Consider the following 22,347-nt stretch of genomic DNA (forward strand, 5'->3'; position numbering starts at 1 on the left):
CGACACACGTGTCAAGTTTTGCGATAGTGATGGCAACACGGCGATTCACTCCAACCCCAAGGTCCGGCCCATGTCGAACGATCCGCTCCTCCAGCCATTCCAGCTGAAACACCTGACGCTTCGCAACCGAATCATGACGACAAGCCACGAGCCGGCCTATGGTGACGACGGGATGCCGAAGGACCGCTATCGCCTCTACCATCTGGAACGCGCAAAAGCCGGGGTGGCGATGGTGATGACGGCAGGCTCGGCCAGCGTCAGCCGCGACAGCCCGCCGGTCTTTTCCAACCTCCTGGCGTGGAAGGATGAAGTCGTTCCGTGGATGAAGCGCCTTGTCGACGACTGCCACGAGGCCGGGGCGGCGGTGATGATCCAGCTCAGCCATCTCGGCCGCCGGACCCGGTGGGACAAGGGCGACTGGCTGCCCGTGGTCTCGTCCACGCACGAACGCGAACCCGCGCACCGGGCGACGCCGAAACCGGCCGAGGACTGGGACATTGCCCGCATCATCCGCGATTTCGCCGATGCGGCCGAGCGGATGAAAGAGGCTGGGGTCGACGGGATCGAGTTCCTGTGCCACGGCCACCTCCTCGACCAGTTCATGTCGCCGTTGACGAACATCCTGGACGCACCCTACGGCGGCAGCCTGGAGAACCGGGCGCGGCTGGCGATGGACATGGTGGCCGCGGTCCGCAAGCGCGTTGGCAATCATATCATCGTTGGCATGCGTTACGGCGTGGACGAGATGGAGCCGGGCGGGATCGACATCGAGGAAGGTGTGGCCATCGGCAAGATGTTCCGTGACTCCGGGATGGTCGACTACCTGAACATCAACCGCAGCCGGATTCACACCGACCCGGCGATGACCGACCTGATCCCGATCCAGGGCATGCGCTCGGCCCCGCACCTCGACTTCGCGGGCCGGATCAAGGCCGAGGTCGGGATGCCCACGCTCCACGCCTCGCGCATCCCGGACGTGGCGACGGCGCGGCACGCCGTGGCGACGGGCCAGCTTGACATGGTCGGAATGACGCGGGCGCACATGGCCGACCCGCATATCGTGAGGAAGATCATCGAAGGGCGCGAGGATGACATCCGCCCCTGTGTCGGCGCGACATATTGCCTGGACCGGATCTACCAGGGCGGCATGGCGCTTTGCATCCACAACCCCTCGACGGGGCGTGAGGGCTCGCAGCCGCATGAGATCGCGAAGGCGGCGGTGAAGAAGAAGGTCGTCGTGGTGGGCGCCGGTCCGGCGGGGCTCGAGGCGGCGCGCGTGGCGGCGGAGCGGGGGCATTCGGTGGTTGTCTTCGAAGTTGCAGACCAGCCGGGCGGCCAGATCCGGCTGACCGCGCAGCAGAAACGGCGGGCCGAGATGATCGGGATCATCGACTGGCGCATGGCCCAGTGCACGCGGCTGGGCGTCGAGTTCCGGTTCAACACATGGGCCGAAGGTTCGGATGTGCTGGCCGAGAACCCCGACGTGGTGGTGATCGCGACGGGCGGCCTGCCGACGACGGGCCCTTTGGCCGAGGGGAACGATCTGGTCGTCTCCTCGTGGGACATCCTGTCGGGCGATGCCAAGCCAGGGACCAACGTCCTGATCTACGACGACGCGGGCGACCACGCCGCCCTGCAGGCGGCTCAGGTGATCGCCGAGGCGGGGGGACAGGTCGAGGTGATGACCCGCGACCGGACCTTCTCGCCCGAGGTGATGGGGATGAACCTGGTGCCCTACATGCGGGCGCTGCAGGACAAGGCGGTGACCTTCACGGTGACCTACAAGCTGGATGCCGTCCGCCGGGCGGGGAACCAGCTCGAGGCGGTGATCGGGTCGGATTACATGAAGCTCGACAAGACGCAGGTCCATGACCAGGTGGTGGTGAACGGGGGGACGCAGCCTTTGGCGGACCTCTATTTCGAGCTGAAGCCTGCCTCGGGGAACAAGGGGGCGGTGGACTACGCCCGCCTCATCGATGGACTGCCGCAGCCGGAGGTGGAGGGGTTCCAGCTGTTCCGGATCGGCGACGCGGTGGAGGCCCGGAACACCCACGCGGCGATCTATGATGCGCTGCGGCTGGTGAGGACGGTCTAGGTCCGCTTCCGGCAGTACAGCTCCATCCGGTGGTGGACGATCTCGTAGCCGAGTTCGGCTGCGATTTCTCGCTGCAGCTGTTCGATCTTTTCGGACCGGAACTCGGTGATCTGACCGGTGTCGAGGTCGACGATGTGGTCGTGGTGGGGGGCGTCGGCGACTTCGTAGCGGGCGCCGCCGTTCTCGAGGGCGAGCCTCAGGACCACGCCTTCCCGTTCGAGGACGGAGAGGGTGCGGTAGACGGTGGCGAGGGAGAGGCTGTCGTCGAGGGTGCGGGCCCGGCGGTGCAGTTCGGCCGCGTCCGGGTGGTCCTCGGCCTCGGTGAGGACCTTGAGCAGGGCCTCCCGCTGGCGGGTCACGCGGACTCCGGTCTCGCGGAGGGCCTGTTTCGGGGTCGGTTTCATGGGGCGGGATGCTAGCGGGACCGGGGTGCCGGGTCAAATCCCGCGGAGGTGTCCACGGTGGACAAAGCCTGCGATACGATTGATTTCAATGGTTTGCAAATTTCTGTTAGGGTGGTGTTAAGGCTTTTCCCCTGCCCGTTTTCGCCGCGCTCAGGCGGCTGCGGCGGGGGTTGCAAGGTCGGACAGGATGTCGGCCGCGATCTCCAGCGACCGGACGCGGGCGGCGTGGTCGTGCATCATGCCGGTGATCATCACCTCGTCCGGCTGGTGGCGGGCGATGAGCGCGGTGAGTTCGCGGCGCACCGTCCCGGGGGAGCCGACGGCAGAGCAGGAGAGCGCGTAGCGGGCCTGGGCCAAGATGGGCTCGGGGATGTCGCCAAGGTCACGGGTGGGCCTTGGGAGTTGGCCCGGGCGTCCGGTGCGCAGGCGCGCGAAGGCGAGGAGTTGGGAGGACCTCAGGTAGGTGGCTTCCTCGTCCGTGGCGGCGGCGGAGACGCCAATGGCGATCATGACGTGCGGCTTGGCGAGGTGGGCGGAGGGGCGGAAGGTGCGGCGGTAGATCTCCAGCGCCTCTTCCAGGTGGGTGGGCGCGAAATGCGAGGCAAAGGCGTAGGGGAGGCCCAAGTAGGCTGCCAGCTGCGCGCCGAAGGTGCTGGAGCCGAGGATCCAGACCGGGACATTGGTGCCAATGCCGGGGATGGCCTGCACGGCGCCGGGGGTGTCGCCGAGGTAGTGGAGGAGCTCCTGCACGTCAGCTGGGAAGGTGTCCTCCTGCGCCATGTGGCGGCGAAGGGCGCGGGCGGTCTGCATGTCGGTGCCCGGGGCGCGGCCGAGGCCGAGGTCGATGCGGTTCGGGTAGAGGGTGGCGAGGGTGCCGAATTGCTCGGCTATGACCAGAGGCGAGTGGTTCGGCAGCATGATCCCCCCTGCCCCGATGCGCATGGTCCTCGTGTGGCTGGCGACGTGGCCGATGAGGACGGGGGTCGCAGCAGAGGCGATGCCGGGCATGTTGTGATGCTCGGCCAGCCAGTAGCGGTGGAAGCCTGCGCGTTCGGCGGCCTGCGCCAGATCGACGGTGGACTGAAGCGCCTGGGCTGCGGTCTGACCTTCGGGGATCGGGGCCAGGTCGAGGTAGGAAAAGTGCTGCATGAGGGGCCTCCGTTACCGGAAGAGGTAATCATTCCGGCCGGTGGGGCCAAGGGGGAAGGCGGTGGACGCAGCTCAAGGTGCGGCTTGCAGCGCAGCTTCGGCCGGTGCGCTGCCATGGGCCGGGGGCAGGTGGGAGCGGCGCTGCACCATCAAGGTCGTTGGCCGGGCGGACGAGCCGGTGCCGCAAGCAGCATCATGGATCGAAAGGTGGTCAGTGCGGTTGCAAGCCACCCTGCCCGCTTGACAGTGACCTCGCAAGAACGCCCGGGGATTGATCCGGAACGGAAGATGCCCGCATAGCGCCGGCCCGCGCCAAGCGTGCCGGATTCGATCTCGTCCGACCCATGATCCCGTAATCGCCGTTGGCGCTGACATTGTCGATCCGGTCCAGCTGCATGCCGCTGTCGTTCTGGGCGTCCCCGCAAACCTCGCCCGATCGCCGAAAGCGGCGGTCGGTGAGGATCTTGGGATTTCGTGCCGGTCAGGCCGACTTGGCCGCCTTGGCGTTGGCCTTGGCCTTGGTCTTCTGGTATCGGGCGTTCATCGCCGCGTCCCCATCCTTGGTGCCGTCGTGCCAGGTGCCGAACCACTTATCCAGCGGGATCAGCCCGTCGCCGTAGTTCACCTCGAAAAACTTGTGGTGCAGGTAGTGGGCGTAGGCATGGCTGTCGATCACCCGATCCTCGCCCAGTTCCAGCTTGTCGAAGCCCGTATGTCCGACCACCGCCCCGAAGCCCGCGTAGTGAAGCTGGTAGATCGCCAGAAGCGGGTGTGACGGCAGGATGAAGTGGTAGGCGGCCGTCGCGAAGTACAGGAGATGCTCGACCGGGTGCATCGACAGGGACGACCACGGGCTGGGGTTGACCGAATTGTGGTGGACTGAATGGACCCATTTGTACAGGAAGGGCGTGTGGATCAGGCGGTGGATGACGAAGAAGTGGAATTCGTGGATCACCGGCAGCACCAGCCAGACGGCGACCAGGAGCCAGGGATGCTGGTCAAGGGACACCCAGGGACCGTAGCCATTTGCCCAGGCCCACAGCACAAGGACTTCCCATGCGGTCCAGATCGGAACACCCGTTCCGAAGGCGCGGATCATGCTGTCGATCGCCTGGCTTCGGAACATGAAGGCCGCGGATTTGTGTTCGGCCGGCCACTTCGCATTGTACTTGAAGCGGTTGCCCTGGGCGCGGCGGACGTAGAGATGGAGTTCCAGCGCGCCGTAGAAGACGAAGACCGCCACGCAATTCACGGCAAGAAGCCACAGGACCCAGCCCCATTGCAGGGTCTGCATCTCGGCCGCGTCCGGGACGACCCAGACCCACCACGCGGCGGCCGAGGCCAGCCAGATCAGGTTCCAGGGCAGGAAATAGTGCGGAAGCCACTTCAGCAGCGCCCCCGGGTTCGGAGGAAAGCGGAACAGGGGCGCATGGACCAGGGGCTCGTTCGGGCTGTAATCGCCGCGCTTGTTCCGGGTCCCGAATTTGGTGTCGTCCATCCTTGCCTCCTGCATTCCAATCGGGGGAATCACCCTGCCGACCGCTTTTGGGGAGCATCTTTCTTCGGGGAAGCCATCAAGAGGATGCTTCAATCCCAGACAGCGCCCTCCCTTGCGCTTGCTTGAAAAGCCCCTGCCAGACGTTCCAAATCTGCGGCAAGTGGAATTTGCAGTCCGACGATCCTTATGTATCAGAACGCATCATGCCCCCCCTTGGTCCTTCCGACAGGAGCAGCGTGACGGTCGAGCTCTGATGCAATCTGCGACACCACGCCGTGATACGGCCAGCGGCGATTCGGCCCGGGCGAGTGTCAGAAGTCCGGCAGGTTGAAGCGAGTGTAGACACCAAAGGGGCGATGGACCGGCGCATTGGGCAATGTCTCAGCGCCGGTCGCAAGCGCCAGGGCCTTGGACAGCATTTCCCCGGGATGGCCAGCAATGGCGAAGTCCATTGCCCCACCGCGGAGCAGCGGAGTGGTGACCGAATTCACCTCATGCCCGACGACGAGCATGTCGGCGGCGCGATCGGCGGCCCGGAGCGCGTCGGTCATCCCCCCATTTCCACCGCCGACGTTGTAGATCGCCCCCAAGGCAGGGTGGTCCTGGATCATCCTTGCGACGGCCTTGCGCGTCAGGTCTGCACTGTCTTCGCCTTGCGCCTCGGCCGCGATCACGATCTTCGGAAAATGCGCCCTGAGTCCTGTCCTGAAGCCGATCTCCCGGTCTTCATGGCAGCGGAAGGCGTTACTGCCCAGAACGACCCCAACGGTCGTGGGACGGTCACCCAACATCCGCCCGATCAGAAAGGCAGCCGTCTGCCCGGCCGAACGGTCGTCGACCCCGACAAAGCCGTCCCGCGCCATCGGATTCAGGTCGGAGACCAGCGCGATCACGCGCTTGCCCTTGGCGCGAGCATTCGCAAGCACGGTGACAAGCCGATCCGAATTCTTGGCCGTGATGATCAATGGCCGCGACGCATCCCTGCACAGCGCCTCGACGCAGCGCAGCACGGTTCCTTCTTCGGCCAGGTGCAGGTCATGGAACGCCCCCTTGACCCCGCCCGCCGTCCAGGCCGCCTGCATCTGCGCCATCAACCCGCGCCCCACCCGCAAGACGATATCCGCCGAGGGTGGACCGCTGTGCAGATGGCCTCCGGGATCCGTCAGCTTTCGCAGCGTGTCTTCGACAAGAGCGCGCGTCCGGTCATGCACCCGTCCCCGGCCGTTGAGCACGCGGTCGACCGTTGCCCGTGACAGGCCGGTTTCCCGCATGATGTCGGCAATAGTGACGCGGGGCATGAACGTCTCCCTGACGGCGCAAAGTGCCTCACTTTGTCCAAGGCCCCGAAGGCGTGCAAGAGGTCACGCCGCGCGCCATTGCGTCAGAATGCATCATCTGTTCCTGCGGGGACCGTCCAATGCGCATTGCAGGGCGAAGCTCGTCAGGTGCCCGGTCGTCGGGAATTGCCGGAAAGCGGACAGCAGACCGGAGCCTAATGGAGATGCCCCTTGCCTGCATCCGTGAAGAACTGCGAATAGTCGTCCAGCAACCTTTGTGCTGCATTTCCCATGATATGGGACCGTCTGCGACAGAGGCACATCCGGGTGTCGATCCTGTCGGCTCCCTCGAGTGCCACGACGACCAGATCCTCGGACGACGCGTCTCCGGCAACGGTCAGTTCCGGGACGACGGATGCCCCGAGACCCGATTTGGCATAGGCCTTGAGTGCCGCAGTCGAACTTGCGGTCATCTGCGGTTGGACGTCCTTGAGGGCGTCCGGAAGCAAGCTGTTGAAGGCCACCCGGCTGTTGTAGGTGGGCGGCAAGGCGGCGAAAGGCGACATCACCAATTCTTCCGCGCTGATCCTGCCGCGCGTGGCAAAGGGATGGGCGCTGTGCACGATCGCGACGACCTGATTGCTTCGTTCCGCCACGATCTCGATGTCCGGATGGGTGGGCACGGTTATGATGACCGCGAAATCGGCACCATCCATCAAGAGCGCACGCTCTGCCTGCCGGCCGACGGCGACCTGAAGATCGATCTTCACGTTCGGATAGTCTGCCGCCATGCGCAGAACCCGGGGCATCACGATATGTTCGACCAAGGCCTGCGAGGTATAGAGCCGGATCAATCCCCGCCCGCTTGTGCCGATGTCGTCGATGTCGCTTGCGAGGCGGTCCATGCGGCTTAGCATCTGGCGGGCCGCGTCGACGACCAGCTTTCCGGCGTCGGTGGGCCTCATTCCGCGTGAGTGCCTTTCGAAAAGCGCAATGCCAAGTTCGTGTTCAAGCTGCGCGATCTTTCGGCTGAGGGAGGACGAGGTGAGGTTGACCGTCTGCGCCGCGGCAAGGGTCGAGCCGTGCTCGGCGATCAACAAAACATACCGCAGAACCTCAAGTGGAAGGCGAGGCAAGGCCCCGACGATCTTGGATTTACCCATCGAAATCCCCTGAAAATTCCAACGGTACTGGCGGCCTGTATCTGCAAGCTTTGCAAGATGCGCAAAGCAGTTGTCAACATCGACTGATTGTCATGGCAGGCAAAGGGAACATTTAGTCGGTACGCCGTGGCCGCAAGAACAGGGGACGTGCCGGTAATGATTTCGATTTCTGTGGCAACCTGGGATCATGACAGATCGTTGCCGGTGCTGAACGGCGAGGTTCCGGTGCCGGGATTTTCGGTGGATTCCCACATCCTTCCGACGAGCGAGCTTTTCCCGATCGCCGTCAAGGAGGCCCGGTTCGACGTGACGGAACTTTCGCTGTCCAGTCACATCCTGCAGGTTGCACGGGGCGACAATTCCTACCTGGCGATCCCGGTCTTTCTGGCCCGCGCGTTTCGACACAACGGCTTTTTCCGGCGGGCGGGCAGCGGGATCAATTCGCTTTCCGATCTGGCCGGGCGCACCGTGGGTGTGCCCGAGTACCAGATGACAGCTGCCCTCTGGATGCGGGGCCTCTTGTCGGATGACTACGGCGTCAGGGCAGATGCAATCCGTTGGCGCACGGGTGCGCTGGACAAGGGGATCCGGCATGAACGCCTTGCGCTCAAGCCACCGCCGTGTCTCTCGATCACTCCAATCCGTGACGGCGAAACGCTTCAGCAGTTGCTGTTCGAGGGCGAAGTGGATGCTCTGCTGGCCCCGCACCCCCCGGCCGCTTTCCGGGCCGGGGATCCGCGGATCGAGCGCATCGTTCCTGACTTCGAGCAGGCGGAGCAGGAGTATTACCGTCGCACCGGGTTCTTCCCGATCATGCACGTCATTGCAGTACGACGCACGCTTTGCGACCAGCACCCCGACCTGCCGGCCAAGCTTTTCACCGCGTTTTCCGCCGCGCGGGACATGGCCCTGCGTCGGCTGGAGGACGTCTGGCTGGGATCGGCCAACCGGCTGAGCCTGCCCTGGCTGAACGCCAGTCTCGAACGCACCCGCGGTACGATGGGTGCTGACTACTGGCCTTATGGCTTTGCTGCCGCCAGGGCTGAACTTGCGGCTGCCTGCCGCTATTCGGTCGAACAGCATCTGGCCCCCCGGCTCGTCGCGCCTGACGAGCTGTTTCACCCATCCGTGCTGGACACTTGAGGAGGTGCCCGGCCGGCCTTGCAAGACGAACACCTGATCATGTTTCTGGGAGGAGACTGCACATGTGGAAGTTGTGGAACTATTGCGGGGCGGTTGCCCTGGCGGCCGGATTGGCTGCATCGGCCCATGCGCAAGAGATGCGCGCCCCCGAGGGCCCAATCGAGTTCACGGTCGGCGCGGGCGCGGGCGGATCGCCGGACGTGATCATGCGCACCATCGCGCAGATCATGAACGAAGAGGGGATCGTCGAGAACCCGATCGTCATCCAGAACCGCAGCGGTGCCGGGCACTCGAACGCCTATAACCATGTGCTGGGCCTGCCCGGCGATGAAAACACGCTGCTGACCATGGCCTCGCCGGTCTTCACCACCCCCATCGTGCAGGGCACGCCCTCGGTCGTGGATCAGGTGACGCCGATTGCCGGGTTCATCCAGTCCGAGCTGGTCCTGCTGACCACACCTGACAGTCCCTTCAACAGCCTGACCGACATGGTCGCCGCAGCGACGGCCGAGCCTGGCCGTGTCCGCGTTGCAGGGGGCGCTTCGGGTGGCAACGATCACATCGCGACCGGACTGATCGAAACGGCCGCGGGGATCACGCTGACCTACATCCCGCATGAAAGCGGCGGCGCGGCGCGGGCGACCTTCCTTGGCGGCAACGTCGAACTGCATTTTGCCACGCTGGCCGAGGGGATGGAGCAGATCGCCGCTGGCACCGCAAAGCCGCTGGCAATACTGTCCGAGGAGCGGCGGACCGAAGAGGCCTATGCCAACGTGCCGACAGCAAAGGAACAGGGCGTCGACGTGGTCTACACCCAGTTCTGGGGCGTCGCCGGCCCGCCCGGCCTTGACCCGGCCGTCGCCGCCTGGTGGGCGGACAAGTTCCGCAAGGCGACCGAATCCCAGACATGGCAGGACGGGCTGAAGGCCAACCTGCAGTTGGGGCAGTTCTACGCCCTCGAGGAGGCCGGAGAGTACTTCAAGCGGGAACAGGAAACGTTCCGGACCGTGCTGACGAAGATCGGTCTGGCCAAGTGAAGACTGTCGGGAACGAACGAATGCGCAAACTGGATCTGGCGCCCGGTCTGTTCTTGATCGCCCTTTCCCTGGGGGTGATCCTGGGCACAAGCGGGCTTGCAGTCTGGGACAGCTTCACGCCGGGCGCACGGTTCTTCCCGCTGGTCGTAGGAGGGCTCGGGCTTTTGCTTGCGGCCCTCCTTTTCTGGCAGCAATGGCGCGGAACCGATCCGGGCCAGGTGGACCGTCCCGACCGGGCGGCGCTGGTGCGGGTGGGTTTGACCATCGCCGGGCTCGCGGCCCTGGCGCTGGGGGCGCCGCGGATCGGCATGGTGCCGACCATTGCCGCGTTCTCGCTGTTCATCCTGCTGGTGGTTCTGCGCCAGCGGCTCCTGCCCTCGGTCGTGACGACGGCGGTGATCGCGGGTGGCACCCATCTGGTCTTCGCCCGGTTGCTGGCGGTCCCGCTGCCCGCCCCCTTCGGTCTGTGAGGGAACGTCCATGTTCGACCTTCTGATCCAGGGTTTTGCCCTCGCCGTCCAGCCGCAGAACCTGATCTTCATCCTTCTGGGCGTGGTGATCGGACAAATCGTCGGCGCATTGCCGGGTCTGGGTCCGGCGGCGGGAATGGCACTGCTTCTGCCGCTGACCTTCGGGCTTGAACCCGTGACGGCCATCATGATGCTGGCCGGGATCATGTATGGGGGGCAGTATGGCGGCACGCTGACCTCGGTCCTGATCAATGTCCCGGGCGAGGCTTCGGGCGTGATGACGGCACTGGATGGCCATGCGATGGCGCGACAGGGCCGGGCGGGCGCCGCGCTGGCCATCTCGGCCATCGGATCGTTTCTGGCGGGCGTGGCGGCAGTGGCGGCCGTCGCCCTGATCGCGCCGCCGCTGGCGGACTTCGGGCTGAACTTCAACGCCCCGGAGTATTTCCTTCTGGCCGCGCTTGGCATCATCGCGACCGGTTCGCTGGGCGGCTCTCCGGTCCGGTCGATGATCGCGGGGGTGATGGGGTTGATGATCGCGCTGGTCGGTGTCGATCCCCTGACCGGAACTCCGCGTCTCAGCTTCGGCCAGCCGTTCCTCTTCGAGGGGATCGACTTCATCCCGGTCGCCATCGGCGTCTTCGGGATTGCCGAGGTCCTGTCCTCGATGGAACGCATCGCGGCGGTCCATCCGATCCGCACGCGGTTGCGCGACATGTGGCTGACCAAGGCCGACTGGGTGACCTGTCGCCTGTCGATCCTGCGGGGCGGGATCATCGGTCTGTTCGTCGGCATCATGCCCGGCGCGGGCGCCTCGGTCGCCTCTCTGCTGGCCTATCTGTCAGAACGCAGGTTCAGCAAGTCGCCCGAGACCTTCGGCCATGGCGCGATCGACGGGGTGGCCGCGGCTGAATCGGCGAACAACGCCGCAGCGCATGGCGGGCTGATCCCGATGCTGTCGCTGGGTATTCCTGGATCGGCCTCCAGCGCCGTTCTGCTGGCGGCCCTGATCCTGCATGGCATCCGGCCCGGACCGATGCTGATGACACAAGAAGCCCCGCTGGTCTGGGGCCTGATCGCCAGCATGTTCATCGGCAACATCATCCTCGTCATCCTGAACTTGCCCCTGGCCCCCCTCTTCGCCGCCATCCTGCGCGTGCCCTATGTGTACCTTGCGCCCGGCATCCTTGCCGTATCTCTGGTCGGCGCCTATGCCGCGACGCTGGACATGGGAGAGGTGTGGAAGTGCATCTTCTTCGGCGTGCTGGGCTGGCTGATGATGAAGTTCGACATTCCCCGCGCGCCGCTGGTGCTGGCGCTGGTGCTGGCCTCGCTGATGGAATCCTCTCTGCGCCAGTCGATGCTTCTGTCCTTCGGAAGTCCGATGATCTTCGTCGAGCGGCCGATCTCGGCGGTGCTGCTGGTGGCAGTGCTGGTGGCGCTGGTCCTGCCGCTGTTCGGGGCGATGCGACGGCGCCGCGCCTAGGCAACGTCCCGCATCCTGGGCGAGGCCTTCAGCCGGGACAACGATCAAACCCGGTCAGGTCGCGGTGTCGATCTGGCAGCGATGGCGGACGACTTCATCGCCCGCCACCATGGTCTGCGATTTCGTCAAGCGGTTCGCCGTCCAGCGCGTTGGAGGGACCGACCGTCGAGGGGTCTGCCCCGGTCGTCACACGGCGCCTTGCACGGCCGGCGCGTAGGACCCGGACAAGATCGGGCCGATGTAGGGTTTCTTCCTGGCGGGCTTCGGGGTCTCCGGCGGCAACTGGACCCTGGCCTCGGTCGCCTGAGCCGCTTCGAGGGCGTTCACATGCTCGATCACTTTCGCAGGCGCGGCGACAAGATCGTCGGGCAGGTCCGTCGCTTCGGTCAGCAAGACGCCGATGTCCTTCAGAAGGTGCGGCGACGTTTCCCAAAGCGCGATGAAGTCCCGTTCCTGGCGCCGTTTCACGGCCCGGTCATCCAGCCAGCGACGCACCCCGGCCGGAACCAGGCGCGACCACAGGGGAATGTGGACGGCGGGGGCAGTGCACAGATGGAAAGCAAGATCGTCGTTCTGGATGCGGGTCGGAGCTCCTGCGCCCGCAAACCCGGACACCAACTGATTCACGAACTGGGCTGGCAACATGGTCCGTCTCCTTGGGTTGTCTGATCGACTGTCTTCCTGACCCCAGGATCGGCGATTCCGCAGGGTCGCGCTGTTCCATCGGGAACGCGGAACGCTTGATCGGGCCCGGTTGCCGGACTAGCCTTCAGGAGTACCAGCCCCGACGAGGCCAAAGGGTGACACAAGCAGAACCGTCCGGCAGAACGCGCGACATGGATCTGGTGTTGTCCAGGTCGGCGCTGTTTTCCGGCGTGGACCCGGACACCGTGTCGGCGCTGGCAGCCACGGCAACCCGACGGGTCTGGGAGCGCGGTGCCGTCTTGTTCCAGCGCGGGGACGGTGGGACATTCATGCTGGCGCTGGTGTCCGGGCGGGTCCGGCTTTCGGTCTCGACGCCGGGCGGGAAGGAACTGGTGCTGCGCCACATGGGTCCGGGCGAGGTGCTTGGAGAGTTCTCGCTGATCGACGGCGAGCCCAGGTCGGCGGATGCGACGGTGGTCGAGACCTGCTCGGCCGTCGTTCTGCAGCGCGACCAGTTCCTGCAGGTGGCGGGCCGATATCCGCAACTGGGGCTGGCTCTTGCGCGCCACCTGTGCCGGCAGCTGCGCAGCACGAACTTCCAGATGGAATCGATTGCGCTTTACGATCTGCGGTCGCGCGTGGCCCGGTTCCTGCTGGTTGCGCTGCAAGGCCAACAGGGAAGCAGCCATGGTCGGCTGCGGATGCCCCTGAACCAGTCGGAGATTGCTCTGGTTCTGGGGGCAAGCCGTCCTAAGGTGAACCAGGTCCTGCAATCCATGATGGCAGAGGGCCTTCTGGAGCGTGATGGCGATGTCCTGATCTGCGACGTCGCGCGGATTGCAGAGGCCGCCGAGACCCTGGGATATGAGAGCGCGGGCTGACCTCGAGGCTGTCTCTGTCACAGCCGGACCGCGCCTATCGCGGTGCGTCAAACGCAACCGATGCCCAGCGGGGGCGGGATAGGGCTGCGGCTTGGGCCGGCCGCGACACCTGGCACTGTTTCACCGGAAACGCAGACGGCCCGCGAGGGTGATCGCGCGCTGGCTGTTCCCTGCGGGACAGCGGGCTTGCCGCGACGTGCCGCACGCTGGGCCAGGATCAGCAGGACGCCTGTCTACCGTCTGACCCGCGCAGCGGAGAACCCAGATGCCCCTACGTGCCGGCACTTCGAGCGGCCTTTTCATGGTGATGGTTGCGGCGGGGCTTTGGGCCACGGTGGGCGTTGCGGTAGAGCTGACCCCGGGCGCGGGTGACGTGTCGGACACGGTCCTGGCGGCGCTGCGGACCGGAATTGCCGGGCCGGTGCTGATTGCCCTGTGGGGGCTTTCGAAGCGGCCACGCTCGACCGATCTCAGCGCCCTTGCGCTGCGACCGCTGTGCCTGTTCGCCCTGTCCTCGGCCGTCTTCCAGATCTGCCTGTTCCGCAGCTTTGACCAGCTTGGTGTGACGGTGGCCGTGTTCCTGACCGTGTGCCTGCCGCCAGTCCTTGCCTGGGCTTGGGCCGGCCTGCAGCACCGCCAGGCCGTGTCGGGCCAGGCGGCCGTAGCGCTTGGGCTTGCCGTCGTGGGGATGGCGGTGATCTCGGTTGCGCGGTTCGACGCCGGAAGCGCTCAGCTAAGCCTTTCCGGCCTGGCGCATGGCGTGATCGCATCCATTGCCTTCGTGGTCATGTCCCTTGCCGCTGCTGACCTGTCCCGCAGGGCGAGCCCCCTGCTGGTTGCCGGATCCGGCCTTTCGCTGTCGGCGCTTCTGCTTTTCGGCATCGCTCTGGTCCTTGGCGAAGGGTGGCAGCTGCACCAGCAGTTCGGTGGCAGTGCTGCGCAGATCGGCCTTCTTGTGCTGTATCTCGGGTTGCTGCCAACCGCCCTGGCCTATCTGTGCTATTGCGCAGGGATGGCGCGGTGCAGGACCCCGGTGACCGGCCTGATGGCCTCGATGATCGAGCCGCTGCTGGCGGCAGGGCTGGCCAGCCTGCTTCTGGGCGAACGGATTTCCACGGTAACGGCGGGAGGCTGCGTGTTGTTGATGGGGGCGATGGTCCTGCTGTGGCACTGCGAGAGCAAGCCTGCCGGACCGCCGTTATCGACCCGTCGGCACCACCCCGTGCTTGGAGCTTCGTAAGCCTGTCAGGGCCGGACCCGTGACCATGGCATTTCTTGATCCATGAAAGAATTCAGTTAACGTGACGTAAGTCGGGGCGACCAGCACCGGAACGGTATTTGAGCAAGCGAGAAGCGATGGACGCACCGGATACTCCGCCCCCGCCGCCAGCGACACCGCAAAGCATCATCGACATTCTCTACCGCAAGGACGGCGACCGTGCGCTGCGACCGGTCCATGCCGTCGGTATCGCCGTGCGGGGCTACTTCGAGCCTTCCTCGGTGGCGGCGCGGTATTGCCGGGCGGCGCATTTCCAACCCTCGCCCGGCAGGTATCCGGCCCTGGTGCGGTTTTCCAACGGGTCAGGCTGCAAGGACCCGCACGACAACTGGTCGGATGTTCGTGGCATGGCAACGCGGTTCACCCTGCCCGAAACCGAGAGCGGGCCGAAAACCTACACCGACCTGATCGCGATGACGCTGAACGAGTTCTTCAGCAAGACGCCCGACGATTTCCAGCAGTTTGCCTGGGCAGCAAGGCCCGCCCCATACACGCGGGAAAACCCCTGGCGCAAGCTTCTGGACATGCTGCGGCTGACCCTGCCGCTGCGCAATCCCTATCCGGGCGAGACGATCAGCCCCGACCTTGGCGCGATCGAATTTGCCACCACGAACGACGCCGCCAAGGTGGGTGTGGCGGAGGCCGCGGGGATCGGCGCTCCGGTCAGCTATCTGCGCGCGGCCTATCATGCGGTACATACCTTCATTGTGACGAACAGCGACGGCGTCCAGCGTCCGGTCCGCTTCAGCTGGCAGCCGGTCCTGGGGGTGAGGACGCTGGACCCCAGGGCTCCCTACGACCCCAAACCGGAGCAGGGCAACGGCGATGAATACCTGCAGGACGAGCTTCGACACCGATTGCTGACCTCGATCGGCAAGGACCACCCGCGCTTCACGCTGATGATGACCATCGGCGAAGCGGGCGATGCGCTGGACGACCCAACCCGCCCCTGGCCGCCGCGCCGGGTCCGCATCATGATGGGCACCCTGAGCATCGAGGAGATCGTGACCGATCCCGATGCCGAATGCGAAAGGTTGTGCTTCAACCCCGGTCTCCTGACCGCCGGTATCGCCATGTCGGCCGACAAGGTGCTGCAGTTCCGGGTCGAGACCTACAAGCTGTCCGGCGAATTGCGCGGCGCGATCCCCTGCCCTTTCTCAGGAGCGTCCCCAGATGACATCCGCCCCTAGCTGGTTCGAGACCTTTGTCGACGGATTGCCCGAGAAGCGCTGGTTCCAGTTCCTGTCGCGCTACCTGGTCGTGCCCTATTGGGTGTGGCGCGACCCCAGGCCGAAACTGCCTGGCGGGCCGCGCCCCTCGCCGCAGCCGGGTGAAAACCTGCAGCGGATGATGAACCTGATCATGCCGCTGAAGGACCCCTCGCCGATGGGGCGCGCGAGGGCGGCCCTGGCGGTGGCGCAGAACGTGGACGAGATCTTTGCCGGGCTGGACAATGTCGGCACGGTCCACAACGCGCGCTTCCTGCTTCTGGGCAACAACCTGTGCATGCTGTCGGTCTACGACGGCGATTTCAGCAATTACATCCGTGACTTCATCGCCACGATCGGCAGCGTGTTCGACGAGATCATGGACCTGGTCGAGGGGGGCGAAGCCTTGAAACCGACCGAGAAGAACATCGAGCGCTTCATCGACTGGGTTCATGCGCATGACCTTTTCCAGGTCCCGGACCTTCCGACCGACCTCTTCACCCTGCAGGACGAGGCGCGGGGGCTGACCGGCCAGTCCCACAGCATCCGCAGCCTGCCGCGCGAGTACATCCTGCAGTTCCACGCGAATCCGAACGTGTCGCTGGGCGGCGGCTATCGCGCCTATCCGGGCGTGTCGGCGGCGCAGATCCGCAAATCCTGTCACATGGGGTGGTAGTCCATGACCGGGGACCATCTGGTTGAGGACGAGATCGGCATCGTGCAGGGCAATATCCTGCGCGGCTACAAGCTGCCCCTGGTGCGCCACCTGGTGCTCGAGGTTGGCAATCTGAAGGCCGCCCGTGCCTTTCTTGCGGCGGCCGTGGCGGGTGATGACCCCGATGTGCCGCAGATCACGACCGAACAGCCCATCAGCCCGGATACGGCCAAGGCGGCGGTCACGTTCAACCTGGGTTTCACCTGGCAGGGGCTGAAGGCGCTGAAGCTGGGGGATGCCGAGCTGAAAAGCTTTCCGACCGAGTTCATCGAGGGCATGACCCGGCGGGCGGCAAAGCTGGGCGATTTCGGGGACAGCGACCCGCGGAACTGGCCAAGTCCTTATCACCAGCCCGGGCGGGTGCATGTCATCGCCTCGGTCTACGCGGGCGACAAGGCCGGGCTCGACCGCGTCCAGTCCCAGGTCGCGCAGGCGTTCGACGTCATCGGGTTTCACAACGGCTATTCCCTACCCGACGGAAAGGTCTATTTCGGCTACAGGGACGGCATGTCGCAGCCCCGCTTCCAGGGTTTCCACGGCAGGACGCGGTCGCCGGAGGGACATCGACGGATCGAGGAACCCGAGGACGCTCTGGGCACGGTCCTCTTGGGCAAGCCGACGCGACTGCGCGACCTGGAATTCGCGATCCCGCAGCCGGACGTGCTGGGTCGGCTGGGGACGTTCAACGCCTTCCGCGTCCTGCAGCAGGACTGCTTCGGCTTCGAGGATTTCCTGACAAGCACAGCCAGGCTGTTACAGGAGCAAGGGGTGGACCAGCGGCTCGTCGGCCGGGAGCACGCAGAGCTGATCTACCCAGACATGAAGGACAACCCGTTGGCTCTCTTGCGTGAAACCATCGCGGCCCAGCTGTGCGGACGGTGGCGGGACGGAACGCCCATGCAGTTGGCCGGGGTCCCGAAATCCAGTCCGGATGCCAAGCCCAGCAACCAGTTCGACTATGGCCCCGACGCCGTCTGCCCGGTCGGGTCGCATATCAGGCGTAACAATCCGCGGGGCGGCCAGGTCGTGCAGCGCATCGCCAACTTCACCCGCAGGCTGGTCCGCCGCGGCATGTCCTATGGCGATCGGCTGGATCTCGATCATCGCGACACAAAGGAACGCGGACTTCTGGGCAACTTCATCGGCGCAAGCCTTGGCGCGCAGTTCGAAGCGGTGATGTGCGACTGGCTGAACCTTGGTCTCAACTCGCCCGAGATCACCGGATCGAACGACCCGCTTCTGGGCGCGAACACGGTCGAGACGAGCTGGTTCGATCTGAATCTGTGGGCCAAAGACGACCCCAAGACGATGACGAAGCACCGCATCCACGGCCTGCCGCGCTTTGTCACCACGCGGGGCGGTGCCTATACCTTCCTGCCGACGATTGCGGGCATCCGCTATCTGGCCGGATTGCGCGGCTAGGCCCCCAGTTCGGCCAGCGCGCCTTCGATCCGGCTGCGCATCGGGGACGTGCCCGAAGGCTCGATGATCGTGAGGGCCGTCGTGAGATGGGCGACGGCTTGGGCCCTCTGCTTCCGCGCCTTGGACAGCAGGCCAAGGATCATCTCTGCCCGCGCCACATAGTGCCCGTTGCGCGCGAAATGCGGATTGGCCAGGACCTCGGCCGCCATTTCCCTGACCACTTTTGGTCCGGTCAGAAAGACCCCCATCAAGGACCGGAAATTCCTGAGCAGGACCCCGGCGGAAGCACCGCCCTGCCCCGAGAGGATCGCCAGATAGACTTCGCAGAGGTAGAGCCTGGACCAGTCGGCCGAAGTCTTGTTCCCTTCGGCCTCGCGCCGGGCAATGGTCTTGCGGATATGCGCGATTCCGGCTGCGATGTTGCCTTGCATCAGCATGCCAATTCCCAGCATCGCCTCTGGGCCAGAGGTCATCATCGCCCAGTCGTTGTGGGCACTTTCCTCCAGATACCGCTCAACCTCCTCGGCCGCGCCGGGCGCTCCCAGAGGGATCAGCGCTGCGTTGCGCGAGGCGAGCGCGATCATCCGTTCCCAGTCCACCCGGGTAAGCGCAAGCGCCTCTTCGGATTTCGCCAGCGCGGTCGCGTAGTCATCCGTGCACAGCGCAATCAGCGCCTTCATGGCGGTGCCGTACCCCAGCGAGCGGGCATCGTTGAGCCCGGTTCCGCGATCGATCATCTGGTCGGCCAGGGCATTGGCCTCGCTCACGAGTCCACGACAAACCTTGTCGAAACCGAGGTAGGCGTAGAAGTAGTTGCGCAGGTAGGCATCATCCAGGCGGGCCAGGGCCGCCTCGGCTTCACGCGCGCGGGCGTCGAAAGTCTCGGCCGGATATGGCCGGAAATGGCAGGACAGCGCCAGATCCGTCACCAAGGCGTAGGCGCGGGCATCCGGGTCGGCCAGGCGCTCGGCCATGGCGGACATTTCGGACCGGACCTCATGGGCGCGGGAATACCCGGCCGAACAGATCAGGCAGACCACAAGGTGATGCAGGAAATGGACGTGATGGCGGCTGTCTCCGATCCGGCGGATGATCGGACCGACCTTCTGTTCCAGCGCGAGCATCGGCTTTACGCGCACCGAAATGTTCAGGCAAAGGCCGTAATCCGCGACGAGGGCGCTGAACTCGGCATCTCCGATTCCGGTCGGGTCGCTGTCATAAAGCGCCAGTGCCTGCGCGAAATACTGGTCGGCCTGGTCCAGAGAATAGATGCCCAGGGCCTTCGAACCGGCCATGACCGAATAGGTGAACGCCTTTTGCGTCCGGTTTGCGCGGAGGAAGTGATAGGCCAGCGTTTCGGCGACTTCGGCAAGCCGGTTGTCGCTGCGCCGCTCCAGCGTTTCGGCGACGGCCTGGTGGAGCGCCTGCCGTCGGTCTGCCAGCAACGCATCGTAAACGGTGTCGCGCAACAGGACGTGCCGGAAGGCAAAGTTCGACGACTCCACTTCCCGCGCAACAAGGTTGAGGTCGGTCAGCCGCTGCAGCGTCGCGCCGACATCCGCAGTGCCTGGCAAGGCCGAGACGAGGAGCCCGGGGTCGAAGCGTTGCCCGATGACGGCTGCCACCTGCAGGAGCGCCCGTTCGTCAGGATGCAGGCTGTCGGTCCGTGCAGTCAGCAGGGTCTGCACGCTGACGGGAAGCGCGGACCGCTCCTGCCTGTCATCGAAGCGGACGACCCGCCCATCGACCTGCAGGGCACCCTGCTGCAGCATGAGGCTGAGGATCTCTTCGCCGAACAGGGGATTGCCGCCCGCCCGGTCGGCGACCTGGGACGTCAGGTCCCCTGGCAGGTCGTCGACGCCCAACCGCGACCGGATCAGTGTGGCGACCTCTTCCGGTCCCAGGGGGCGAAGCGCCAGGCTGACTAGGCCTGGGTGGTCGCGATAGGCCGGCGCGTATTCGGGGCGATGCGTCGTCAGGATCAGGAGGTTCGCGAGGGCCTTGTCCTGCGCCAACCCGGACAGAAGGTCCTCGGACATGCTGTCGATCCAGTGCGTGTCCTCGATCAAGAGCACGACCGGTTGTCGCCGCGTCTGCGCTGCCAAAAGTCGCGGAAGGAGGTCGCGCGTGCGAAGTCCGATCAGCACGCCGTCAAGGCCCACCAGTGCGCCCTCGGCTGCTTTCAAGCCGAGGAGGTTCTGCATAAGCCCCAGGTTTTCGGCTGAATGCAGGCCCGAGTTGCGCAGTCCGGCCTCAAGCTTGTGGGCGATCTCGTCGGGTTCGTCTTCGGCCCGCAGCCGGAACGCGTCGCGCAGGACTTCCAGGAATGGGAGGAAGGGGACCGTCCTGCCGTCCGCAGTGCAGTGACCGGTCATCACCATGGCCCCCCGCGCCCGGGCCATCTGGGTGAACTCGAAGACGAGGCGGGTCTTGCCCAGCCCGGGTTCCCCGACCATGTCCACCAGCTGAAGGCTGACCGCCGCACGGTCCAGTGCCGCGGAAAGGAGCGAAAGTTCCGCGTCGCGCCCGACCAGAGGGCTCAGGCCCCGGGCCATCGAGGCGTCGAACCGCGTCGCGCCAGGCCGGATACCGCGGAGCCACCACAGCTTCTGCAGTCGGCCCACGCCCTTGATCGTGTGCTCGCCCTCGAAGCCGAGATCGGCCAGTCCTTCCACTTGGCGCCGCGTCGCGTCGCAGATCAGGGTTTGTCCCGCGCTGGAAAGGGCCTGCACGCGGGACGCCAGGTTCACCACCGTTCCGACCGCCGACAGTGCCGCCTCGTCGCCCTGGACTGGCGCCATCACCGCCGTGCCGGAACTGATCCCCACCCGCAAGGTCGGCGATACGCCGAAAAGGCGTTGCAATCGGTCGGCGGCCGCGTCGAAATCTGCGTGGAGGGAGGTGGCTGCCTTGCAGGCGCGCAAGGCCTGGTCTTCCTGGGCAAACGGCACCCCGAAGACCGCCATGATGCTGTCGCCCGCAAAGCTGCGGACCGACCCGCCATGGTCTTGCACCGACTGGACCAGAAGGTCATGCAGGGTCTGGGTAAAGGCAAGCGCACGGTCCTCGCCAAGAGCCTCCACGGTGGCCGTATAGCCCACCATGTCGGCAAAAAGCACGGAAACCTGCCGTCTCTCCCCAGCCTGCACGAATATCTCCCCACCCAGGGGAACTATTGCGCAGTTAACAGCCTTGGATCAATGGCCATCATCCTCGACCCTGTCAGTCGTTGTAGGCCAACTTGAGACCAGGCCTTGGCCAGGTTCCCTTGTAGATCCGGCCCGAGGCCGACGCGGTGATCCAGACATCGGTCATGTCCGGCCCGCCGAAGCAAAGGTTCGAGGTGAAGGGATCCCCCGGTGCCGCACCTGGTGCCAGGCCACCAACGGGAAGGAAATCGGTCGAGCCGTCACTGGGGTCGAAAATGGTAATTCCGCCCTCCAGCAGCGTTCCGATGCAGACCCGATCCGAGTCTTCCAGTTTCAGACTGTCCACCCACAGGCCCGGCAAGGTCAGTTTCACGGTTCCAGGCGAAAGTGGCGAGGGCCGTTTCACGCATCGGGTATGGGCAGACTTGTCGGGGTTGCCATCAGGACGTCTGACCACGTCGATCGCGAGGGACCACAGTCGCCCAAACAGCGTGTCGGCAACGTAAAGCACATCCCCCTCCTTGCTGAACCCGATCCCGTTCGCGCTTGGGATCTCGGCCATGAAGATCGGGTCCTGCCCGTTGACGTGGCCGGCATAGACCCCGCCCTTCCGGATGATCTTGCTGTTCTGGTATCCGCAGTCGGTGAACCAGAACGATCCGGCGGGTCCGTGCGCATCGAAGGTGATGTCATCGGGCGCAATCAGGCTGTGACCCTTGGACGGCCCGTAAAGCTCGGTCACTGTCCCCGTCTTCAGGTTGACCTTGCAGACGGAACCCGCCGCCGGATCAGGTAGCGTCACGGGCATGCCCATCTTGTCGACGGCGTGCCTGCCGTACTGGCTGCCGGGGCAGACCCCATTCGGCACCAGGAGATACGTGTTGCGGTCGCCCACGCCCTTTTTCGGGTCCAGCGGTTTCTGGACGAAGTCAAAGATCCCGCCGTTGTTGCAGACATAGGCGTGGCCATCCGGCCCGATGGCCATCCCGTTCGGCCCGCCGGGAATTTCGGCGACGATTTCGGGTTTCATGCCCGGATCCAGCCGCATCAGGGTCTGCTCGGCAATGTCGACGAAATACAACGTTCCGTCCTGCGTTGCGACAGGCCCCTCCGGGAAGCCGAGCCCGTCGGCCACGACAGTCAAGTCAAGCTTCATCGTCCCCTCCCATGCCTTGTCGCACCCAGGGCTGCACGGTCGAGGCAGGAACAGTGCTGCATGGGAGCCTCCGGTTACCTTCAGAGGTAATCATTCCGGGAGGGGCGAGCCAAGGGGAATGTCGTGTCGGCCGCGGAGGGTGGGGGCCCGCCCCCCCCTCGCAGTTTGGG

General features: G+C 65.3%; 18 protein-coding genes and 1 pseudogene. 10 read left to right on the forward strand and 9 right to left on the reverse strand.

Going from position 1 to position 22,347, the window contains the following annotated elements:
- The first annotated feature begins 70 nt into the window (after nt 1-70).
- A complete protein-coding gene (locus tag ACE3Q6_RS02120) occupies nt 71-2,095 on the forward strand; it encodes an FAD-dependent oxidoreductase (protein ID WP_374427444.1) in 2,025 nt (674 codons plus the stop codon).
- Here the strand turns inward: ACE3Q6_RS02120 and ACE3Q6_RS02125 are convergent.
- The 6 genes and pseudogenes from ACE3Q6_RS02125 to ACE3Q6_RS02150 form a co-directional block, all read right to left on the reverse strand.
- The gene (locus ACE3Q6_RS02125; RefSeq protein ID WP_374427451.1) at nt 2,092-2,499 is read right to left on the reverse strand and encodes a Fur family transcriptional regulator; all 408 of its coding nucleotides are present in this window, start codon (nt 2,497-2,499) and stop codon (nt 2,092-2,094) included. The two genes, ACE3Q6_RS02120 and ACE3Q6_RS02125, sit on opposite strands and share 4 nt — an antisense overlap.
- A gap of 150 nt (nt 2,500-2,649) precedes the next feature.
- Complete coding sequence (locus ACE3Q6_RS02130) at nt 2,650-3,648, reverse strand: LLM class flavin-dependent oxidoreductase (RefSeq protein ID WP_374427454.1); 999 nt, start codon at nt 3,646-3,648, stop codon at nt 2,650-2,652.
- Nucleotides 3,649-4,129: 481 nt separating this feature from the next.
- Nucleotides 4,130-5,146 carry a sterol desaturase family protein gene (locus tag ACE3Q6_RS02135; RefSeq protein WP_374427457.1) on the reverse strand — a complete coding sequence of 339 codons (1,017 nt, stop codon included), beginning with the start codon at nt 5,144-5,146 and terminating at the stop codon, nt 4,130-4,132.
- A 311-nt stretch (nt 5,147-5,457) separates the two neighbouring features.
- Nucleotides 5,458-6,237: a substrate-binding domain-containing protein gene (locus ACE3Q6_RS02140; RefSeq protein WP_374427661.1), complete on the reverse strand. Its 780-nt coding sequence runs from the start codon at nt 6,235-6,237 to the stop codon at nt 5,458-5,460.
- Between the two features lie 84 nt (nt 6,238-6,321).
- A pseudogene (locus ACE3Q6_RS02145) lies at nt 6,322-6,444 on the reverse strand (LacI family DNA-binding transcriptional regulator); the annotation flags it as partial.
- 194 nt (nt 6,445-6,638) lie between these two features.
- Nucleotides 6,639-7,586: a LysR family transcriptional regulator gene (locus tag ACE3Q6_RS02150; protein ID WP_374427460.1), complete on the reverse strand. Its 948-nt coding sequence runs from the start codon at nt 7,584-7,586 to the stop codon at nt 6,639-6,641.
- 87 nt (nt 7,587-7,673) lie between these two features.
- On the opposite strand from ACE3Q6_RS02150, the gene ACE3Q6_RS02155 reads away from it, so the two are divergent.
- From ACE3Q6_RS02155 to ACE3Q6_RS02170, 4 genes are all read left to right on the forward strand, one after another.
- Entirely contained in the window at nt 7,674-8,729 is a 1,056-nt protein-coding gene (locus ACE3Q6_RS02155; RefSeq protein WP_374427463.1) for a 4,5-dihydroxyphthalate decarboxylase, read from the forward strand.
- A 62-nt stretch (nt 8,730-8,791) separates the two neighbouring features.
- Nucleotides 8,792-9,766 (forward strand): Bug family tripartite tricarboxylate transporter substrate binding protein, encoded by a 975-nt coding sequence (locus ACE3Q6_RS02160; RefSeq protein WP_374427466.1) that lies wholly within the window; start codon nt 8,792-8,794, stop codon nt 9,764-9,766.
- Nucleotides 9,767-9,786: 20 nt separating this feature from the next.
- On the forward strand, nt 9,787-10,236 hold the full coding sequence (locus ACE3Q6_RS02165) for a tripartite tricarboxylate transporter TctB family protein (RefSeq protein WP_374427468.1): 450 nt from the start codon (nt 9,787-9,789) through the stop codon (nt 10,234-10,236).
- 10 nt (nt 10,237-10,246) lie between these two features.
- On the forward strand, nt 10,247-11,722 hold the full coding sequence (locus ACE3Q6_RS02170) for a tripartite tricarboxylate transporter permease (protein WP_374427471.1): 1,476 nt from the start codon (nt 10,247-10,249) through the stop codon (nt 11,720-11,722).
- 186 nt (nt 11,723-11,908) lie between these two features.
- On the opposite strand, the gene ACE3Q6_RS02175 is transcribed toward ACE3Q6_RS02170, so the two are convergent.
- Nucleotides 11,909-12,367: a hypothetical protein gene (locus ACE3Q6_RS02175; protein WP_374427474.1), complete on the reverse strand. Its 459-nt coding sequence runs from the start codon at nt 12,365-12,367 to the stop codon at nt 11,909-11,911.
- 191 nt (nt 12,368-12,558) lie between these two features.
- Here ACE3Q6_RS02175 and ACE3Q6_RS02180 point away from each other — a divergent pair, with 191 nt between their 5' ends.
- From ACE3Q6_RS02180 to ACE3Q6_RS02200, 5 genes are all read left to right on the forward strand, one after another.
- Nucleotides 12,559-13,248: a Crp/Fnr family transcriptional regulator gene (locus tag ACE3Q6_RS02180; protein ID WP_374427477.1), complete on the forward strand. Its 690-nt coding sequence runs from the start codon at nt 12,559-12,561 to the stop codon at nt 13,246-13,248.
- Nucleotides 13,249-13,513: 265 nt separating this feature from the next.
- Nucleotides 13,514-14,488, forward strand: a complete 975-nt coding sequence (locus tag ACE3Q6_RS02185; protein WP_374427480.1) for an EamA family transporter — start codon at nt 13,514-13,516, stop codon at nt 14,486-14,488.
- Nucleotides 14,489-14,604: 116 nt separating this feature from the next.
- The gene (locus ACE3Q6_RS02190) at nt 14,605-15,717 is read left to right on the forward strand and encodes a catalase (RefSeq protein WP_374427483.1); all 1,113 of its coding nucleotides are present in this window, start codon (nt 14,605-14,607) and stop codon (nt 15,715-15,717) included.
- Entirely contained in the window at nt 15,701-16,411 is a 711-nt protein-coding gene (locus ACE3Q6_RS02195) for a hypothetical protein (protein WP_374427486.1), read from the forward strand. The genes ACE3Q6_RS02190 and ACE3Q6_RS02195 overlap by 17 nt, the downstream gene beginning before the upstream one ends.
- A 3-nt stretch (nt 16,412-16,414) precedes the next feature.
- Nucleotides 16,415-17,872 carry a hypothetical protein gene (locus ACE3Q6_RS02200; protein ID WP_374427491.1) on the forward strand — a complete coding sequence of 486 codons (1,458 nt, stop codon included), beginning with the start codon at nt 16,415-16,417 and terminating at the stop codon, nt 17,870-17,872.
- On the opposite strand, the gene ACE3Q6_RS02205 is transcribed toward ACE3Q6_RS02200, so the two are convergent.
- Nucleotides 17,869-21,021, reverse strand: a complete 3,153-nt coding sequence (locus ACE3Q6_RS02205) for an AAA family ATPase (protein WP_374427494.1) — start codon at nt 21,019-21,021, stop codon at nt 17,869-17,871. The two genes, ACE3Q6_RS02200 and ACE3Q6_RS02205, sit on opposite strands and share 4 nt — an antisense overlap.
- Nucleotides 21,022-21,094: 73 nt before the next feature.
- Nucleotides 21,095-22,177, reverse strand: a complete 1,083-nt coding sequence (locus ACE3Q6_RS02210) for an SMP-30/gluconolactonase/LRE family protein (protein WP_374427497.1) — start codon at nt 22,175-22,177, stop codon at nt 21,095-21,097.
- Nucleotides 22,178-22,347 lie beyond the last annotated feature (170 nt).

The sequence above is a fragment of the Tabrizicola sp. genome, from assembly GCF_041913445.1.
In the GTDB taxonomy this organism is placed as follows: Bacteria; Pseudomonadota; Alphaproteobacteria; order Rhodobacterales; family Rhodobacteraceae; genus Tabrizicola.

Bases quoted from the DNA above. Each gene is read 5' to 3' on its own strand.
- ACE3Q6_RS02120 (WP_374427444.1), top strand. From the start codon at position 71: ATGTCGAACGATCCGCTCCTCCAGCCATTCCAGCTGAAACACCTGACG.
- ACE3Q6_RS02125 (WP_374427451.1), bottom strand. From the start codon at position 2,499: ATGAAACCGACCCCGAAACAGGCCCTCCGCGAGACCGGAGTCCGCGTG.
- ACE3Q6_RS02130 (WP_374427454.1), bottom strand. From the start codon at position 3,648: ATGCAGCACTTTTCCTACCTCGACCTGGCCCCGATCCCCGAAGGTCAG.
- ACE3Q6_RS02135 (WP_374427457.1), bottom strand. From the start codon at position 5,146: ATGGACGACACCAAATTCGGGACCCGGAACAAGCGCGGCGATTACAGC.
- ACE3Q6_RS02140 (WP_374427661.1), bottom strand. From the start codon at position 6,237: ATGGCGCAGATGCAGGCGGCCTGGACGGCGGGCGGGGTCAAGGGGGCG.
- ACE3Q6_RS02150 (WP_374427460.1), bottom strand. From the start codon at position 7,586: ATGGGTAAATCCAAGATCGTCGGGGCCTTGCCTCGCCTTCCACTTGAG.
- ACE3Q6_RS02160 (WP_374427466.1), top strand. From the start codon at position 8,792: ATGTGGAAGTTGTGGAACTATTGCGGGGCGGTTGCCCTGGCGGCCGGA.
- ACE3Q6_RS02165 (WP_374427468.1), top strand. From the start codon at position 9,787: ATGCGCAAACTGGATCTGGCGCCCGGTCTGTTCTTGATCGCCCTTTCC.
- ACE3Q6_RS02170 (WP_374427471.1), top strand. From the start codon at position 10,247: ATGTTCGACCTTCTGATCCAGGGTTTTGCCCTCGCCGTCCAGCCGCAG.
- ACE3Q6_RS02175 (WP_374427474.1), bottom strand. From the start codon at position 12,367: ATGTTGCCAGCCCAGTTCGTGAATCAGTTGGTGTCCGGGTTTGCGGGC.
- ACE3Q6_RS02180 (WP_374427477.1), top strand. From the start codon at position 12,559: ATGGATCTGGTGTTGTCCAGGTCGGCGCTGTTTTCCGGCGTGGACCCG.
- ACE3Q6_RS02185 (WP_374427480.1), top strand. From the start codon at position 13,514: ATGCCCCTACGTGCCGGCACTTCGAGCGGCCTTTTCATGGTGATGGTT.
- ACE3Q6_RS02190 (WP_374427483.1), top strand. From the start codon at position 14,605: ATGGACGCACCGGATACTCCGCCCCCGCCGCCAGCGACACCGCAAAGC.
- ACE3Q6_RS02195 (WP_374427486.1), top strand. From the start codon at position 15,701: ATGACATCCGCCCCTAGCTGGTTCGAGACCTTTGTCGACGGATTGCCC.
- ACE3Q6_RS02200 (WP_374427491.1), top strand. From the start codon at position 16,415: ATGACCGGGGACCATCTGGTTGAGGACGAGATCGGCATCGTGCAGGGC.
- ACE3Q6_RS02210 (WP_374427497.1), bottom strand. From the start codon at position 22,177: ATGAAGCTTGACTTGACTGTCGTGGCCGACGGGCTCGGCTTCCCGGAG.